This window comes from Cognatazoarcus halotolerans, assembly GCF_009800965.1.
Lineage (GTDB): Bacteria > Pseudomonadota > Gammaproteobacteria > Burkholderiales > Rhodocyclaceae > Cognatazoarcus > Cognatazoarcus halotolerans.
In genome coordinates this window covers 17,658-35,108 of sequence record NZ_WUAF01000024.1, presented here as the reverse complement: position 1 = coordinate 35,108, position 17,451 = coordinate 17,658, and the positions used below count along the sequence as shown (strand labels likewise).

The 17,451-nt window shown below is 65.4% G+C and carries 18 protein-coding genes; 2 read left to right on the top strand and 16 right to left on the bottom strand.

The window, feature by feature from the left end; all coding sequences use genetic code 11:
• The first annotated feature begins 5 nt into the window (after window positions 1–5).
• Window positions 6–2,102: a flagellar biosynthesis protein FlhA gene (gene flhA, locus GQB03_RS20440; protein ID WP_159693259.1), complete on the top strand. Its 2,097-nt coding sequence runs from the start codon at window positions 6–8 to the stop codon at window positions 2,100–2,102.
• 4 nt (window positions 2,103–2,106) lie between these two features.
• Here flhA and GQB03_RS20435 read toward each other — a convergent pair whose 3' ends face one another.
• The 12 genes from GQB03_RS20435 to GQB03_RS20380 all read right to left on the bottom strand — a co-directional run bounded on the left by GQB03_RS20435 (window position 2,107) and on the right by GQB03_RS20380 (window position 11,700).
• Entirely contained in the window at window positions 2,107–2,559 is a 453-nt protein-coding gene (locus GQB03_RS20435; protein WP_159693257.1) for a DUF192 domain-containing protein, read from the bottom strand.
• Window positions 2,556–3,218 (bottom strand): pseudouridine synthase, encoded by a 663-nt coding sequence (locus GQB03_RS20430; RefSeq protein ID WP_159693255.1) that lies wholly within the window; start codon window positions 3,216–3,218, stop codon window positions 2,556–2,558. The genes GQB03_RS20435 and GQB03_RS20430 overlap by 4 nt, the downstream gene beginning before the upstream one ends.
• Before the next feature lie 72 nt (window positions 3,219–3,290).
• Window positions 3,291–4,448: a DesA family fatty acid desaturase gene (locus GQB03_RS20425; protein ID WP_159693253.1), complete on the bottom strand. Its 1,158-nt coding sequence runs from the start codon at window positions 4,446–4,448 to the stop codon at window positions 3,291–3,293.
• A gap of 73 nt (window positions 4,449–4,521) precedes the next feature.
• Window positions 4,522–5,841, bottom strand: coding sequence for a mechanosensitive ion channel family protein (locus GQB03_RS20420; protein WP_235027156.1), 1,320 nt, complete (start codon window positions 5,839–5,841; stop codon window positions 4,522–4,524).
• A gap of 79 nt (window positions 5,842–5,920) precedes the next feature.
• Window positions 5,921–6,490: a phospholipase D family nuclease gene (locus GQB03_RS20415; RefSeq protein WP_159693251.1), complete on the bottom strand. Its 570-nt coding sequence runs from the start codon at window positions 6,488–6,490 to the stop codon at window positions 5,921–5,923.
• Window positions 6,491–6,522: 32 nt separating this feature from the next.
• Window positions 6,523–6,942 (bottom strand): hemerythrin domain-containing protein, encoded by a 420-nt coding sequence (locus GQB03_RS20410; RefSeq protein WP_159693250.1) that lies wholly within the window; start codon window positions 6,940–6,942, stop codon window positions 6,523–6,525.
• Window positions 6,939–7,562 (bottom strand): hypothetical protein, encoded by a 624-nt coding sequence (locus GQB03_RS20405; protein ID WP_327517257.1) that lies wholly within the window; start codon window positions 7,560–7,562, stop codon window positions 6,939–6,941. The genes GQB03_RS20410 and GQB03_RS20405 overlap by 4 nt, the downstream gene beginning before the upstream one ends.
• A 66-nt stretch (window positions 7,563–7,628) precedes the next feature.
• The gene (locus GQB03_RS20400) at window positions 7,629–8,900 is read right to left on the bottom strand and encodes an RsmB/NOP family class I SAM-dependent RNA methyltransferase (RefSeq protein ID WP_159693248.1); all 1,272 of its coding nucleotides are present in this window, start codon (window positions 8,898–8,900) and stop codon (window positions 7,629–7,631) included.
• A 37-nt stretch (window positions 8,901–8,937) separates the two neighbouring features.
• Window positions 8,938–9,834, bottom strand: coding sequence for a DUF3108 domain-containing protein (locus GQB03_RS20395; RefSeq protein ID WP_159693246.1), 897 nt, complete (start codon window positions 9,832–9,834; stop codon window positions 8,938–8,940).
• Window positions 9,835–9,846: 12 nt separating this feature from the next.
• Entirely contained in the window at window positions 9,847–10,491 is a 645-nt protein-coding gene (gene purN / locus GQB03_RS20390; protein WP_159693244.1) for a phosphoribosylglycinamide formyltransferase, read from the bottom strand.
• 271 nt (window positions 10,492–10,762) lie between these two features.
• Entirely contained in the window at window positions 10,763–11,026 is a 264-nt protein-coding gene (locus tag GQB03_RS20385; RefSeq protein WP_159693242.1) for a hypothetical protein, read from the bottom strand.
• Window positions 11,027–11,028: 2 nt separating this feature from the next.
• A complete protein-coding gene (locus GQB03_RS20380) occupies window positions 11,029–11,700 on the bottom strand; it encodes an OmpA family protein (protein WP_159693240.1) in 672 nt (223 codons plus the stop codon).
• Window positions 11,701–11,801: 101 nt separating this feature from the next.
• Here GQB03_RS20380 and mutL point away from each other — a divergent pair, with 101 nt between their 5' ends.
• Complete coding sequence (gene mutL, locus GQB03_RS20375) at window positions 11,802–13,619, top strand: DNA mismatch repair endonuclease MutL (RefSeq protein ID WP_159693238.1); 1,818 nt, start codon at window positions 11,802–11,804, stop codon at window positions 13,617–13,619.
• Between the two features lie 21 nt (window positions 13,620–13,640).
• On the opposite strand, the gene GQB03_RS23365 is transcribed toward mutL, so the two are convergent.
• The 4 genes from GQB03_RS23365 to GQB03_RS20350 all read right to left on the bottom strand — a co-directional run bounded on the left by GQB03_RS23365 (window position 13,641) and on the right by GQB03_RS20350 (window position 17,442).
• The gene (locus tag GQB03_RS23365) at window positions 13,641–14,621 is read right to left on the bottom strand and encodes a DUF2478 domain-containing protein (protein WP_235027155.1); all 981 of its coding nucleotides are present in this window, start codon (window positions 14,619–14,621) and stop codon (window positions 13,641–13,643) included.
• An 82-nt stretch (window positions 14,622–14,703) separates the two neighbouring features.
• Window positions 14,704–15,708 carry a thioredoxin family protein gene (locus tag GQB03_RS20360; RefSeq protein ID WP_159693236.1) on the bottom strand — a complete coding sequence of 335 codons (1,005 nt, stop codon included), beginning with the start codon at window positions 15,706–15,708 and terminating at the stop codon, window positions 14,704–14,706.
• Window positions 15,709–15,779: 71 nt separating this feature from the next.
• Entirely contained in the window at window positions 15,780–16,787 is a 1,008-nt protein-coding gene (locus GQB03_RS20355) for an inorganic phosphate transporter (RefSeq protein WP_159693234.1), read from the bottom strand.
• A gap of 16 nt (window positions 16,788–16,803) precedes the next feature.
• A complete protein-coding gene (locus GQB03_RS20350; protein WP_159693232.1) occupies window positions 16,804–17,442 on the bottom strand; it encodes a DUF47 domain-containing protein in 639 nt (212 codons plus the stop codon).
• Between the last annotated feature and the right edge of the window lie 9 nt (window positions 17,443–17,451).

Below are 17,451 nucleotides of genomic sequence, written 5' to 3'. Positions count from 1 at the left end.
GAAAGATGAACGATTCGCTCTCCCTGCGCAGCATGCTGAACGTGCAGAACCTGCGCCAACTGGCAGCGCCGCTGCTGATCATCCTCATCCTCTCGATGATGGTGCTGCCGCTGCCGGCCTTTCTGCTCGACCTGTTCTTCACCTTCAACATCGCCACCTCGGTCATGGTGATGCTGGTGGCGATGTACAACAAACGGCCGCTCGACTTCTCGGTCTTCCCGACCGTGCTGCTGGTCACCACCCTGCTGCGCCTCTCGCTCAACGTGGCCTCCACACGGATCGTGCTGCTCGACGGCCACACCGGACCGGATGCCGCGGGCAAGGTGATCGAGGCCTTCGGCCACTTTCTGGTCGGCGGCAACACCGCCGTTGGCCTGGTGGTATTCACCATCCTCACGGTGATCAACTTCGTGGTGATCACCAAGGGCGCGGGACGCATCGCCGAGGTGAGCGCCCGCTTCACCCTCGACGCGATGCCCGGCAAACAGATGGCGATCGACGCCGACCTCAACGCCGGCCTCATCGATGACAAGGAGGCCAAGCGGCGGCGCAGCGAGATCTCCTCCGAAGCGGACTTCTACGGCGCCATGGATGGTGCCTCTAAGTTCGTGCGCGGCGACGCCGTGGCGGGCATCCTGATCCTGGTGATCAACGTGCTCGGCGGCCTCGTGGTAGGCGTCATGCAGCACAACATGGGTCTCTCCCAGGCGGCCGAAAACTACACCCTGCTGACCATCGGCGACGGCCTTGTGGCGCAGATTCCGGCGCTGATCATCTCGGTGGCAGCCGGCCTGGTGGTATCAAGAGTGGGCGACGAGGGCGATGTCGGCGGCCAGGTCATCCAGCAGGTCTTCGCCAACCCACAGGTACTGATCCTCACCGCCGCAATTCTCGGCATCCTCGGACTGATCCCGGGCATGCCCAACCTGGTTTTCCTGCTGCTCGCCAGCCTGCTCGGCTTCGGCGCCTGGCGCAAGATCAAGAGCCGCAGCATTGAGCCCGCCGAAAAACAGGCCGCTCAGCAGGCGGCGCCGGCAGCCGCCGCGCCCGAGTCACAGGAGGCCAGCTGGAGCGATGTCACCCCGGTGGACGTGCTTGGCCTCGAGGTCGGCTACCGCTTGATCCCGATGGTCGACAAGGGGCAGGACGGCGAACTGCTCAAACGCATCCGCGGACTGCGCAAGAAATTCGCCCAGGAGGTCGGCTTCCTGACCGCCTCGGTGCACATCCGCGACAACCTCGAGCTCAAGCCGAACGCCTACCGCATCACCCTCAAGGGCGTGGAAATCGGCAGCGGCGAGGCCCACCCCGGTCAGTTCATGGCGATCAACCCGGGCCGCGTCGCCGGCCCGCTGCCCGGCCGCGAGACCCGTGACCCGGCCTTCGGCCTGCAGGCGTTCTGGATCGACGCGGGGCAACGCGAGCAGGCGCATGCGCTGGGCTACACGGTGGTTGACTCGAGTACGGTGGTGGCCACCCATCTGAATCAGCTCATCCTCGATCACGCGGCCGAGCTGCTGGGCCGCCAGGAGGCGCAGGCCCTGCTGGATCACATCGGTCGCGAAACACCCAAGCTGGTCGAGGATCTCGTACCGAAGCTGCTGCCGCTCGCGACCGTCCAGCGGGTCCTTCAGAATCTGCTCGAGGAAGGCGTCAATATCCGCGACATGCGCAGCATCATCGAAACCCTTGCCGAGAACGCGCCACGTACCCAGGATGCCGTGGAGCTCACCTCACGGGTACGCGCCGCACTCGGCCGGGCGATCATGCAGGCGCTCTTCCCCGGCGGCGCGGAGCTACAGGTGCTGACCCTGGAACCCGGTCTGGAGCGCGTCCTGTTGCAGGCGGTCGGCAGCGGTGGCACGGAAGGCGGCGCAATCGAACCAGGCCTGGCCGACACCTTGCTGCGCCAGACCGCCGAACTCGCGCAGCGTCAGGAGAGCATTGGCCTGCCCGCGGTGCTGCTCGTGCCGGCGCCGCTGCGCTGGCTGCTGTCGCGCTTCCTGCGCCGCTCGGTGCCCGGCCTCAAAGTCATCGCCAATTCGGAAGTACCGGAAAACCGCACCATCCGGGTCACGGGCGTGGTCGGCGCCGGCGGCTGACGACTCAATTGGGCGGCGTGCCGCGCGGGATGCCGGAGATGCGCGCGCCCGGCCCGAGCCCGCGTGCTGCAAACCAGCCAAGATTCATCTCCAGCGCATAGCGCGCCGGCTTGGCGGCGCAGTGGTTGTCTTCGGTCCGGGGCTGCATCTGCTCGATATTGATGATGCGCCCTTCTCCGTCGAGAAAGGCCACCGACAGCGGCAGCAGGGTATTGCGCATCCACATGCAGTGCCGGTCGTCTGCGGTGAAGATGAACAGCATGCCATGCTGCGGCGCCATCTCCGGACGATTCATGAGCCCGATCGCGCGGCTCTCGAAGGTCGCCGCCACCTCGGCCTCGATCCGGTACATGCCGGCAGACAGCTCCGCGACCGGCAGCTGGGCCGCGGCGGCACCGGCAAACAATGCGGTGGAGAAAGCGATAGCGGCACGCATGCCACGGCAAGAGCGCTTCATCGGGAAGATCCTTTGTTCGGGCGAGGGTCCCGGCGGGGCCCTCCTCGAGAAATGTGCGGCGAAGTCGGCCGCTCGACTGGCTTAACGCCCGGCCCGGCGCGTCGTTGACCGCCGCCGGGGAGTTCGACGCTGCGCGACTCGCCCGGCGCGAGGCCATCGAGCCGCCAGGCACCGATCGCGATGCGCACGAGGCGCAGCGTCGGCAGGCCGACCCGGGCGGTCATGCGCCGCACCTGCCGGTTCTTGCCTTCGACCAGTTCGATCTCGAGCCAGCTGGTCGGCACGGTCTTGCGAAATCGCACCGGTGGGTCGCGCGGCCACAGCCACTCGGGCTCCGCGACCAGCCAGGCCCGGCAGGGCCGGGTAACGAAATCGCCCAGATCCACCCCGGCCGCCAGCCTCGCCAGCGCCTCCGGCCCGGCCTCACCTTCCACCTGTACCAGATAGCGTTTGGCTTCCTTGTGATCGGGATGGGCGATACGGTGCTGCAGGCGACCATCATCGGTCAGCAACAGCAGGCCCTCGCTGTCCGCATCGAGGCGTCCCGCGGCATACACACCGGGCGTGTGGATATAGTCTTTCAGGCAGGCCCGTCCGGGCTCGGCGGTAAACTGGCACAGCACGCCATAGGGTTTGTTGAGGAGAATCAGCCGACTCATCGCGTTCGCGGCATCCACGAAAAGCAGAAACCCGCCTCACGGCGGGTTTCCGGCGAGATGGCGAGCGTTCGCTCAGGCTGCATAGCAACGCAGCCGACCCGAGAATTCCTGCAGTTGCGCAATGCCACTCTGCTCGGCACGATGGATCCAATCCTGCAGCTGGCTCAGCAGCTGCTCGCTGCTGGCTGACGAACGCGCCCACAGCGCGGCGAGTTCGGTACGCATCTTCACCACGGTGGCGAGGCGCTTGCTATGGTCCAGCGCCCGTTCGAGCTGCACCCGCTCCGCTTCGGCGAGCTTCTCCCGGCTGCTCAGCACCAGCCTGCGCAGCTTGCGCGGCTCGATGCCTGCGCCCTTGAGCTTGTCCAGTTCTTCGCGATACAGCTGCTTGAGCGAGCCCACGTAGCGGGTCATCACATCATAGCGGTGGGTGATGATCGCCTGCAGCATCTCGAGATCGGGCGTCTTGCGGGCCTCGCAGAAGCGCGGCGTCGGAATGACCTTCCTGGCCTTCGCCAGACCGAGGATCTCGAGGATGCGGATATACATCCAGCCGATGTCGAATTCGTACCAGCGGGCCGAAAGCTTGGCCGAGGTGGCGAAGGAGTGGTGGTTGTTGTGCAACTCCTCTCCTCCGATGAGGATGCCCCACGGCACCAGATTGGTGGCCGCATCCGTACAGTCATAGTTGCGATAGCCCCAGTAGTGGCCAAGGCCGTTCACGACGCCTGCCGCCCAGAACGGAATCCACACCATCTGCACGGCCCAGATGGTGATCCCGATGGCGCCGAACAGAACCACGTCAATGATCAGCATGAGCGCAATCCCGATGGCGTTGCGCTCATAGACGTTGCGCTCCAGCCAGTCATTGGGCGTGCCGTGGCCGTAGCGGTCGAGAGTTTCCCGGTTCTTCGCCTCTTCGCGATAGAGCTCGGCTCCCTCCCACAGCACCTTCCTGATGCCTTTCACCTGTGGGCTGTGCGGATCGTCGACCGTCTCGCATTTGGCGTGATGCTTGCGGTGGATGGCGGCCCACTCCTTGGTCACCATCCCGGTGGTCAGCCACAGCCAGAAGCGGAAGAAATGACTCGGCAGCGGATGCAGCTCGAGGGCTCGATGGGCCTGATGGCGGTGCAGGTAGATCGTGACGGAGGCAATGGTGATGTGAGTCATGCCCAGCGCAACCAGCACGTAGCCCCACCAGGGCAGATCGATGAAACCTGACAACATGCGTTTTTAATTCCTTGAATCGAAGGAGAATTCCGTGATTGTACGAACAAAGCATCCGCTACGGCAAAGCATTTCAGGCGCTCGCCGCCGGCACTTGACCGGTGATTGCAGGTAGCGGCGAGAGAATCCGGACCTCGCGCTGCGGGAACGGGAATTCGATTCCGGCTTCGCGGAAACGCCGCCATACCGCAAGGTTGATTTCGGAGATCACGCCCAGCGAACCTTCACGGGGATCGCCAAGCCACATGCCGACCCGGAGATTGATCCCGCTGTCAGCGAAATTGACGAGGTAGGCCTTGGGCGCAGGCTCCTTGAGTACCCGCGGCTGCCGCGCAGCCTCTTCCACCATGATCGACATGGCGAGATCCAGGTCCGAGCCGTAACTCACCTGGACATCGACCGGCAGCAGCATGCGGGTATCGGTGAAGGTCTCGTTCTGCACCACCGAACTCACGAGAGTCTCGTTCGGCACCAATACCTCCACCCCGTTGAGGCCCTTGAGTACCGTGTAGCGGGTGGTGATGTGGCTGACCACGCCCCGGTCGCCCCCGACCGAAACCATGTTGCCGATGCTGATCGAGCGATCCAGCAGAATGATGAAACCCGACACGTAGTTGGCCGCGATCTTCTGCATGCCGAAGCCGAGCCCGACGCCGAGCGCGCCGCCGAACACCGACAGGGTCGTGAGATCGATGCCCACCAGCGGCAGTGCGATCAACACCGCGACGAGGATCAGCGCCGCCTTGCTGATCCGCGAGAACACCAGCTGCAAACTCGGATTGAGCGAAGTGGAACGCAATAGCCGCTGCTCGATCAGGCCGGAGAGCCACAAGGCAAACAACAGGGTCAGCAGCACGGTAAGCGCACCCTGGAAGATCAGCCACAGGGACAGCTGCTGGGCGCCGATGGCAAACTGGACCGACTCCATGCCGGCGATGAGTTCGGGCAACCAGCCGACGATGTGCAATGCCAGCACCGCCCACACTACCAGCGACACGATCTTTTCCGCCGCAGCCAGCCAATCCGATGGCGGAAAGGCCTGACGCAGCGCGAACACCACCATGCGTACCACGCCCATCGAGATGAACAGCGGTACCGCCACGTCGAGCAGGTGCGTCTCGTGCCAATGCCGCAGCAAGGCGCGCCCCAGCGTCACCACGAGCAGCGCCCCAAGCGGAAAGACCAGGCGCAGCAAGCCCCCCTCGCCGAGACGACGCGCGCCGCTTCGTCCCACTGCGGCGAGCGCGCGGTGACGCACCCTGTAGCGTCGGTCCAGCCACCAGCCAAAGAGAACGGCGATCAGCAGCAGGCCGAACTCCATGAACACCCCGGGGCGTTGCAGCGCAGCCAGCACCGAATCGACCAGCGCATCCAGTGGCGTGTTTGCGTTCATCGATCAAGCATCCTGTATGTCCGTAGCGCGCGGTAGCCGGGCTGGACGTTCTGCAACAAGGCCCGCGGGCCGCCCGGATTCACTTTGCGACTGGCTCGAGATTGCGATCCACGGCCGTGGCGCGGTTGCGATGCTGCTCCCAGTTTGCCAGGTAGGCCTCGGCGAGCACCGGATTGTCCCGCAGGATCAGCAGGTTCTCGGCGTTCCGATTGGCCGCCGACCAGGTGAAATTGTAGGAACCGGTCGCCACCGCCGGCCGCCCGCCGCGGGGGTCGATGATCATGACCTTGTTGTGCGCGGCCGCATAATCGGTTTCGAGCGCAACCGGAATGCCCGCCGCAACCAGCCGGGACAGCACGTTGCCCTTGGGGCGTCGGTTCATCTGGGCATCGGCAAGCACCTCGACACGCACCCCCCGTTTGGCTGCCGCCACAAGCGCCGCAGCCAGCGGACGGCTGGTGAAGGAATAGCTCTGCACGTAGATCGCGTCACGCGCCGCTTCGATCGTACGCAGCAGCGCGCCTTCCGCATCGTCCCGCGGCGAAAACGCCACCTCGATCGAGCCTTTCGCAGGCATGCGCTGCGGCAACTCTGCCGCCAGGAGTGGCTGCGCAAAGAGCAGCGCCAATACGAATGAAGGAGCACGCATCATGGCCGGCAATTGTAGCCTCGCCGATGGTTTCAGCAATCCCGCGCGGAAAGCCGGGCAAGCTCGTCCGCGGGAATCCTGGCCTGCGCACACTCGAAGAGCTCGCGTTCTTCGAAACGCACATGATCACTCAACAACTGCGCAAAGGCCGCGAGCGCATCGGCACCGCCATCAGGAAGCGCCGCGGCGAGCACGCGCAGCCGGTGATGCTCATCCAGCGTACGATCGACGAGACGGTCCTCGCCCGCGCCGGCGAGCGCCGGAAGCAGCCAGCGCTCCTCATCGAGGAAATGGGGCTCGAGCTCGGCGGCGAAGCGACGCGCGGCGGCCGCCGCCACCGACTCGATCTCCCCGGCAACGCCCTCCGCCAGCGCCCGGCGCGCACGCTGCGCGATCGACAACGCCGTGTGGTGCTCGCGCGACAGCTTCAACAAGGCATCGGCGCGCTTCATCCCTGGATCCCCCGACGCTCGACCTGCCACAGCTCCCCATCATCCCAGTGATCGAGCAGCATCCGCCTGACGCGCGCCTGCCACAGGCGGGCAAACTCCTGGCGTTCGGCGCGGCTCGCCGTCCCCGCCCCCACGAGATGCATGAGCGGACGCAGGCCCGATGCCGCCGGCACGCGGTCGAGGCGAGCGGAGAGGCTTACCTCGGCGCCGACGTCGGGTCGCTGCAGGCGGAACACGGCCTCGCCGGCAACGCCGAACTGCATCAGCCCACGACGCGCGAAACGCCCCGCGATTCCACCGAAGCCTCCCGCCACCGCAGCCCCGCAGAGCAGCCCGACGACGCCCGCGACCACGCCGGTGACGCCGGCCTCGACCCCGTCGCTGAAAACCGCCCTTACCGCCCCGCGCTCCGGCAGGGACTCGCCGTACAACTCGGAGAGCCCTTTGCAGGTCAGGGCATAGGACATCGCCACCGTGGGACACGAATGGCCGGCGAGGCGCACCGCATCCGCATAGCGATATTCGATGACCCCGCCTTCGGCAGAGCCAAGACATTCCGCAAGCGGGTCATAAACAGTAAGGACAGGCACGGATTTGAAGAACTCGGGCAGACGCATCATTCACTCACACATAATTCGGGCCCACGACGGCACGGCAGGCGCTCAAGACTGCGGACATCGACTGGATCAAGCTTGAGCTCGTTCCAGCACCGCCGCGAAGAAACCGTCGGTGTCATGGACCTGGGGCAGCAGACTGAGCCGCTCGCCGCACTCCAGCTCGATCCCCTGCTTGCGCAACACCTCCGCCGCGCTGATCTGCACGAAACCCGGATGCGCGGCCAGGAAGGCGTCGACGATGGCATCGTTTTCCTCCACAAGCAGACTGCAGGTCGCATAGACAAGCCGCCCGCCCGGCCGGACCAGCCGTGCCGCGGCCGCGAGGATGGCTGACTGCTTGACCACCAGTTCATCGACCGAAGCGTCGGTCTGGCGCCACTTGAGATCGGGATTGCGCCGCAAGGTTCCGAGCCCGCTGCACGGCGCGTCCACCAGCACCCGGTCAGCCTTGCCGGCAAGCCGCTTGATACGTGCGTCGGTCTCGCTGGCGACCACCATCGGATGCACGTTCGAGAGTCCGGCTCGGGCCATCCGTGGTTTGAGCTTGGCGAGCCGGCGCTCGGCCACATCGAAGGCATAGAGGCGCCCGGTATTACGCATCAGCGCCCCCAGCAGCAGGGTCTTGCCGCCCGCGCCGGCGCAGAAATCGACCACCATCTCGCCGCGCTTCGGTGCCACGAGATAGCCGAGCAACTGGCTGCCCTCGTCCTGGACCTCCACGCAACCATCGAGGAAAAGCGGGTGACGCTGCAACGCCGGCTTGCCTGCCAGCCTGATCGCGACCGGCGAGAACGCACCTGCGTGCGCCTCGATTCCCGACCCGGCCAACCCGGCCAGCACCGCGTCGCGGTTTGCCTTCAGCGTGTTGACCCGCAGATCGAGCGGCGCCGGCCGATTGAGCCCGCGCGCCAGGGCGACAAGGCCTTCCTCATCGAAACGCGCGGACAGGCGCCTCACCAGCCAGTCCGGCAGATCCGTGCGCTCGCCCAGCGTCTCGTCGCCGATAGTCCGGGCCTTCAGCTCGCCCGCCCAGGCCTTTTCCTCACCATTCAGCGCGGCATCGAGACGACGCAGCGACATGCCCTCGCCGCGCACCAGCCAGGCCAGCAACAACTGCCTCGGTGTCGCACGGAAGCCGGCGAGGCGACGCAACCAGCGAAGGCGCCGCAATACCGCATAGACCGACTCGGCAATGAAGGCTCGATCACGCTGACCGAGGTTGCGTTGCTCGCGGAAACAGCGCGACAGCACGCTGTCCGCGGGGTGCTGGAAACCAAGCACGCTACCGAGCACCTGTACCGCCTGATCGAGCAGCGCCCGCGAAATACCTTCCTGACTCATTTCCTGCTCATCCTGTCCGGCCGACAAGGCCGCTTGTTCATTCCCGAGCGCCGCTCACCGCCACGCCATCGAGCACGACGACACGGGCACGCTGGTCGAGCACCTCACCCTTCCTGTCCTGCATGCGTATCCGTACGGGAACCATGTCCCCGTCGAACGCATACCAGATATCAAGTACCAGACTGCCATCGGTCGCGGTCGCCCGCAGGTGACGCGTCTCGAACCGCCCCGCCGGTACCTCGGACCGCTCACTGCCGAGCGCCTCGATCCGCGTTTTCGCCGCCGACTTGCCGGTAACGACGGTAAGCTCCTCGCCACTGCGCCAGCCGCCCAGGCTCAGCTGGTGCCACAGGCTGAGCACATCCTGGTCGCCGGGCGCCACATCGACCTCGCGCGCCTTGCCGTCCTTGAACAGCTTGACGCGTCCCGCCTGCCAGTTGAATTCGGACCACTCGCGCCGCTTGCCGCCGCGCTCCACGCTGAAGGAGGACGGCCGAAGCCCCTGCGGCAAGACGCGCCCCTCGCTGCGCTGGACATAGTCCACCGCCTTGAAGAGGGCCACGAGTCCGGTCGTTTCGACCCGCGCCTCCATGCTGTAACGGCCGTTGGCTTGTTGCCAGCGATGGGTTGTCGTACCCAGCCTGAAGTTGCCGTCGCCCCGAAACACGTCGAACACGATCTCGCCTCTGGCGGACCACGACGACTGGGCCGCTGCGGCGACAAGCGCGACGGGCCTGAACGGTGTCGGCCCGGGCAACTGCGCCTCGCCCGCCGATTTGGAAAAGGACGGCACCACGGTCAACCGCAGCGCTTGCGCGTCAAGCGGTCGGTCTGCGGCGGCGTGTCCGACAAGATGGGCACACAGCAAGACCGCGAGCACCGGGCGGAACATCAGCGACAGCCTCGTTCGCAGGCCGGATGCGAGGAGAGTCATTGCGCTCGATCCTCAGTCCGCATCGATCGCCGGTACGCAACCGAGTACCGCCGGCACATCCGCGCCGGCGAGCTTCACCCTGCCATCCTCGACCCTCAGGCGCCCCTCGGCGAACCAGCGTACTGCCTGTGGATAGATGCGGTGCTCTTCGCGGAGCACTTTCGCAGCCAGGCTGGCTTCATCATCGCCGCTCGTCACCGGCACGGCAGCCTGAATCACGATCGGCCCGCAATCGAGTGTTGCGGTGACGAAGTGGACCGTCGCGCCGTGGATCCGCACGCCCGCCTCGAGCGCGCGGCGGTGCGTGTGCAACCCCGGGAAGGACGGCAGCAAGGAGGGGTGGATATTCATCAACCGTCCGGCGTAGTGCTCGACGAAGCCGTCACTGAGCACACGCATGAACCCCGCCAGCACGACCAGGTCGGGCTCATGCGCGTCGATCGCGGCAGCCAGCGCGGCGTCGAACGCTTCACGCGAACCGTAGGCCGTGTGATCGACCACCTCGCAGGCAATATCATGCTCCGCGGCGAACGACAGACCACCCGCTGTGGGCCGGTTGCTGATCACCGCGGCGATGTGCGCAGAGGGAATCGCCGCCCGAACGATCGCCTCCATGTTGCTGCCACGACCGGAAATCAGGATGACGATATTTTTCATGACTCGAGACCAATACACGGCTTGGGCAGGACGACAGCTCCCCGCGGCGCCAGCCGCCCGCGAACGAAAGCGAAAACGACGGCAGGCGCCTCAAGGCGCCATCGCATAAGGGATTCGCGTGTTCGGGTGCAGTTTCCGGGGACAGAAAGACACGAGCGGACGAAGCCGCAAAAAGTGGGACTGCCGGCATTCTACCCGACTGTCGCCCTGCCGCTCGTCCACGACGCGGCCAGGCGGCATGACGGCCGACACGTGGCCGACCGCCGAACGGTCAGTGACGCAGATTTGCGACTGCGGTTTCCCGGCCGAGCCTTACCGCGGGATCCTCGCCGGGCACACGCTCGGCCCGGGCACCCGCATTGAGTGCGAAGGTCCGCGCCTGCGTGCCACCGGTTCGCGCCCAGAGGTCCATGAGATAGTCGGCATCGGCTCGCGCCCGACCGAGCGCCTCACCCCTCACCATCCATGCGACCCAGAAGCCGATGGCTGCGGACGCGAACACCGCGACGAGCAATACTCCGTAGAGCCATTCCATTCTCAGTTCCCCATGATCCGGATTTCGGTCCGGCGATTGAGCCGCCGGGTTTCGCTTTCGTTTCGACCAAGCCGCGATTCAGCCTCACCCACGCCTTCGAAACTGACTCTGTTGGCGGGCAAGCCGGCGGTAAGCAACTCGTCGCGCACGACCTGCGCACGCCGAGCGCTGACCTCGAGATTCCTGCGCCTTGAACCCCAACTGTTGGCATGCACCCTGACCTGCACCGCAAAATCTCCGTTTTCCGCTACAAGTCGCTCGCCGAGCTGAAACAACGCGCGACGACTGGCGTCGCGCAGCTGAAATTTCATGTACCGGAACTCCAGCGGCGTTTCAGCCAGCATCCGGTCGACCTCGGCCTGCAATCTCCCGGCCTGCGACACGGCAGCGACAGACGTGTCGCTAACCGGCGCGACGCTCTCCGAGGCCCTGGCCTCGGAGATAAGCGGCTGCGCAGCCGCCCGGGGTCGCTCGACCGGCACGATCTGGCCAGCCGCCGCAAGCGGACGCACTGCGGCAAGAACGCGTCCCATCGAGGCTTCGACGTGCGCCTGGACGTAAGCCGCGAGTGACAGCCAGAGGAGAATCAGCAACAACGCTCCGACCAGGACCGGCCAGTGTGCGGCCCGCCGGATGCGATTCGCTCCAGCGTCGCCGATCTGAGGGGGTGGCATCGCGATTTTCATGTAAGCGAAATTCTTACACGGCGCCATTCCGCCTTGCGTGAACTTTTGTCGCCGGCGAAGCATGATCGTGCCCCGTATAATCGGTTTCCATGCCAGTCATTCATCTTCTCCCCGACCAGCTCATCAACCAGATTGCCGCGGGTGAGGTGGTCGAGCGACCTGCCTCGGTGGTCAAGGAAGTGCTCGAGAACGCATCCGATGCAGGCGCCCGGACCATCGAGGTAGTGCTCGAACAAGGCGGAACAAGGCGGATCCGCGTCGTGGATGACGGTCGCGGCATCGGGCCGGACGACCTGCCGCTCGCCCTGGAGCGACACGCGACGAGCAAGATCGCCAGCCTCGAAGATCTCGAACAGGTCGGCACCATGGGCTTTCGCGGAGAAGCGTTGGCGGCGATCGCGGCCGTGTCGCGGATGAGCATCACCAGCCGCGCCGATGGCGAAGCCCACGCGTGGCGGGTGGACGCCAGCGACCGTGCGCTCGCACCCGCGGCACTGAACCAGGGCACCGTGGTCGAGGTGGCCGACCTCTATTTCAATACCCCGGCACGACGCAAGTTCCTCAAGAGCGAAGCCACCGAGTATGCACATTGCGACGAAATGTTCCGTCGCGTCGCGTTGGCGCGGCCAGACGTGGCCATGCAGCTCTCGCACAACGGGCGGGTGATCCACCGGCTTCCGGCTGCCGACGCCCTACGTCGCACCGGCGCGCTGATGGGCGACGATTTCCTCGCTCACGCCCGCCCGCTAGAAGCCGACGCGGGCCCGCTGCGGCTCTCCGGCTTTGCCTCCCTGCCAGCCTATTCACGCGCGAGCCGGGACGCCCAGTACTTCTTCGTGAACGGCCGCTACGTCCGTGACAAACTGCTGACCCACGCGATCCGCGAGGCCTACGCAGACATCCTGCACGGCAGCCGCCATCCCGCCTACGTGCTGTTTCTCGAACTGGATCCGGCCGGGGTTGACGTCAATGTGCATCCGGCCAAGATCGAGGTGCGCTTCCGCGAGGCGCGCGCAGTGCACCAGTTCGTCTATCACGCCCTGAAGCGCACCCTCGCCGAATCGGGTGCCAGCCAGGCGGGCAATACGCAGACGGAAACGGCGCCGGCGCGCGCTGCCGAAACCGCTTCGCCGGCAAGGCCTGCATACCCGCCGCCGCAGGCGAGCCAGGGACGCCTGGCCATGGATTCAGCAAACCGGGCCTATTTCGATTTCGTGTCCACGGCGCGGCCGGCCGATGCCGTTCCGAGCCATTTCGGCCCCGACACGGTCCCCGCAGCGCGACCAGCGCAACCCACGCCTCCGACGACGGGCCGCGCACACGACGCGCCGCCGCTGGGCTTCGCTATCGCCCAGCTGCACGGCATCTACATCCTTGCCCAGAACGAGGCCGGCTTGGTGCTGGTGGACATGCACGCCGCCCACGAGCGGATCCTCTACGAGCGCTTGAAGACCGTCCTCGACGGCACCCCGTCGATACAGCGCCTGTTGATTCCGGCGGTGTTCGGCGTCGGCCCGCGCGAGATGGCCACCGCGGAAGAATGTGCCGATGTACTGCTCGGCATGGGCTTCGAGGTAAGCCCTGCCGGCCCGCAGGAACTCGCCGTGCGCAGTGTGCCGGCGCTGCTCGCCTCGGCGCCGGTGGCCGAGCTGCTGCGCAATCTGCTGGAGGAACTGCGCGAATATCCGGCCAGCGAAGTGATTACCGCGCGACGCAACGAACTGCTCGCCACCATGGCCTGTCATGGTGCGGTCCGGGCCAACCGCAGCCTCACGATTCCGGAAATGAACGCCCTGCTGCGCGAGATGGAGACCACCGAAAGGGCCGATCAGTGCAACCACGGTCGCCCTACCTGGACCCAGCTCACCATGACTGATCTCGACCGCTTCTTCATGCGCGGCCAATAAAGCCCCGCCAGCCAGCCCTCTCTAGAGCGCGGCGATGATGCGGCCGGCGATGTCCTCGAGCCTTGCCATGTCCTCACGCTCACGCCCGTGGGACTTCATCGGCACACCGGCAAAACGCGGAATCACGTGAAAATGAACGTGCGGCACGGTCTGGCCCGCGGCAGCGCCATTGAACTGCGAAATCAGTACCCCGTCTGCCCCGAGCGCTGAAACCGCGGCGGCTGCGAGTTTCCGGGTGGTCAGGATGCAGTGCTGCACGGCTTCGTCACTCATGTCGAAGATCGTCTCGGCGGGCTCGCGGGTGAGCACCAGCAAGTGCCCGTCCGACTGGGGCATGATGTCCATCATCGCGAAGCTATGCGCATCTTCGTAGAGCTTGATGCAAGGCAATTCGCCGCGCAGGATGCGCGCAAAAACATTCTGGTTATCGTAGGCCATGGCGGCTCCCTTCCTGGATTGATCGGTGAGTGTCAGTGTTTCGCGATTGGGGGTGCCGAGCGATGCCCACCAGTCGAGCGCTGCGCCTTCGTCGAGCGGCAGCAGCACGCCCTCGCCACCCGTAAACCCCAGCCAGGCGTCCACGTGGTCGCGTCTCACCGTGGTGAGCAACGGGAAGCCGGCCGCTGCAACTTCGGCCATCTCGGCACGCAGGCCGCTGCCGGCGAGTTCCTGCGTGCCGAACTTGTTGAATATGAAGAGATCGGGCGCCGTAGCCATGCTTTGGCGCACCAGCGAGGCAGCTTCGGCCATTGCCGCAGGGTCGAGGCGGCAGGAGGTAGAACCGCTCCCGAGATTCTGCGAAATCGGGATGATGCGCCGGCTGGCAAGCTCCTCGAGGCTCATCTCGCAGGCACAACCCGGCTCGAGCCGCAAGTGCTGCACCACGCCGCCGAGACGTACACCTTCCTCCGCGAGCCGGCCGGCAACGCGTTGCAGCAGCGCATCGGGCTGGTCGTCCGGCGTGAAGACAAGCGCGGCAATGGGCAGGATCGGGTCGGTCACGCAGGTCTCGCGTACGTTAAGCCGGCATTGTCGCACCAGTACGCCCACTCGTGCACCGCCGGCACCCACCGCGCCGGTGCGCTCATTTCCAGATATCGACGTCCTGCCCACGGGCGCGCAACAGATCCGCCCGCCCCTGCAGATAACGCTGGAATTCCGGCTCGGTACGATAGGCGCGATCGGCAACATAGGCGAACGAGGTGGCGAGGTGGAACGGTCGCAGGTAAGCCTCGATGCGGAACACCTCCCGCCCCTGGTCGAAAAACACCACGCTCGGCGTGTAGGCAATGCCGAGCTGTTTGGCCCACTTCTCCGCGGTGGTGACTTCACCCGCTGGCGTCACGATGTCGCTGCGCTCGCCCAGAGCCAGCCGCACCACGTCGAAACGGGCCAGCAGGGCCTTCATTTCCTGTCGAGAGAACCCTTCACGATGCATCTCGTCACACGGGCCGCAATAGCGCGTCTCCCAAAGCACCGCCAGTGGCTTGCCGCCATTGCGGTCGAGCCGATATGGCGGTTTGAGGAAGAAAGGTTCCGGATTGAGGTCGGCGGAAGCCTGCTCGCGCACCGCGGTAGCGAGATAAGTTGCCAGAGGCTGACGAGGATCGGGCCCTTTGATGACGTAATCGAGCGCTGCCGAAAAACGCGGCGGCGGGAAATAGCCGTTGAGGCGTTGGCTGACCTTGCCCTGCCGGTCAAGGAAGAGGATGGTCGGAGTGAACTGCACCCCCAGTCTGCGTGCCAGCACCTTCTCGGTCTGCACCGTGCCATCCACCCAGGTCACCGGCCGGTCGCCCCAGATATCGAGCGCCACCACCTGGAAATTCGCGCGGGTCTTGTCGACGATCTCCGGGCGGCTGAAATTGGTCGTGAGCAATTCCTTGCAATAAGGGCAGCCATCCTGCCCGAAATAGATCATCACCTGCCGCTTGTCGCGCGCTGCCTCGGCGACGTCCTCACGAAAATCAAGAAAGGACTGCGAGAACCACGCAGGCAGGCTGGGTGCCTCCGGCGGAGATGTCTGCGCCATGAGCGGCGAAACCCCGAGCAATGAGGCAACGAGCGACAACAGACGGACAAGCATCATCGAGACACCTCCGGAATGAATGCCCATGAGACACGTCGAGCAGCGGGAAATTCGCTCGCCGGCCGAAGGCTTCAGAACAGGCTGCTGCTGATCCACCAGGCGGCGGCCGACACCAGCGCCGCACACGGGATGGTCAGGATCCACGCCCACACGATGACCGATGCCAGGCCCCAGCGCACGCCGCCGCGCGGACGCACCGAACCGACGCCGACGATCGCGCCGGTAATGGTATGCGTGGTGGAGATCGGCGCTCCCAGGGCGGAGGCGAGAAAGATCGTCACAGCGCCCCCCGTTTCGGCACAGAAACCGCCCACCGGCTTGAGTTTGGTGAGCTTCTGCCCCATGGTCCTGACGATCCGCCAGCCACCAAACAAGGTACCGAGTCCGATCGCGCCGTAGCAGCTCACCACCACCCAGCCGGGCACCGGATCGGACGCCAGCGAAAAACCGGAGCCGATCAACAGCAGCCAGATCAGGCCGATCGACTTCTGGGCATCGTTCCCGCCGTGGCCAAGGCTGTACAGGGCCGCTGACACGAGCTGCAGGCGGCGGAACCAGCGGTCCAGCCGACCCGGCGTGCCGCGAAAGAACACGCGCGATACGACCACCATCAACACGGAACCAAGGGCGAAGCCAAGCAGCGGCGAAATGACGATGAAGGCAAGGGTTTTCACGATTCCGCTGCCGATCAGCGCCGCAAAACCCGATTTTGCGAATCCTGCGCCGACCAACCCGCCGATCAACGCGTGGGACGAGGACGAAGGAATGCCGTAGTACCAGGTCAGGACGTTCCAGAAGATGGCCGCGACCAGGGCACCGAAGATCACGTGGGCATCGACCACCTCGGGGAGCACCGTGCCCGTGCCGATCGTCGTTGCCACCTCCAGCTGGAACACGAACATCGCCGCAACGTTGAAGACGGCCGCCCAGATCACCGCCTGCTGCGGCTTGAGCACCCCCGTGGAGACGACCGTGGCGATCGAGTTCGCCGCGTCGTGAAAGCCGTTAAGGAAAGCGAACACCAGGGCCAGTGCGACCAGCAGGACGACCACCGCGATGCCGAGCTCGAAGGCTGTCATGTCGGCGCAGTCCTGATCAGGTGTTTTCCAGGGCGATGCCCTCGAGGATGTTACCTACCGCCTGACAGGCATCGGTCACCGACTCCAGCACTTCGTAGATTGCCTTCATGCGGATCAGTTCGCGCATGTCCTGCTCGTCGCGAAAGAGTCGCCCGATGGCATTGCGCATGACCCGGTCGGCGTCCGATTCGAGCCGGCTGAGCTCCGCGCAGGTCTTTAGCATGCCATCGATGTTGCCAGTATCGGATACCAGCGCCACCGCCGATTTCACCCGGTCACAGCACGAAACGATGATATCGACCAATTGCCGGAGCTCCGGCGTTGCGCGACGGATGTCATACACCGACAGGGACAGGGCGGCGCTCTCGATCAGGTCGAGGATGTCATCCATGCGGCTGATGAGGCGGTGGATCTCGTCGCGATCGAGCGGGGTGATGAAGGTCTTGTGCAGCAGCGTGACCGTTTCGCGGGTGATCGTGTCCGCGCGCGATTCGATCGCCGACACCTCGTCGACCAGCCCCCTGACACTGCCGCCTTCACCGCCCAGAGCCTCGACCAGACTGCGTAGCGACCGCGCACCGATGACCGTCTGCTCGGCGTGAGCATTGAACAATTCGAAAAACCGCCCTTCACGGGGCATGAAGCGGCCAAACATGGGGATTGC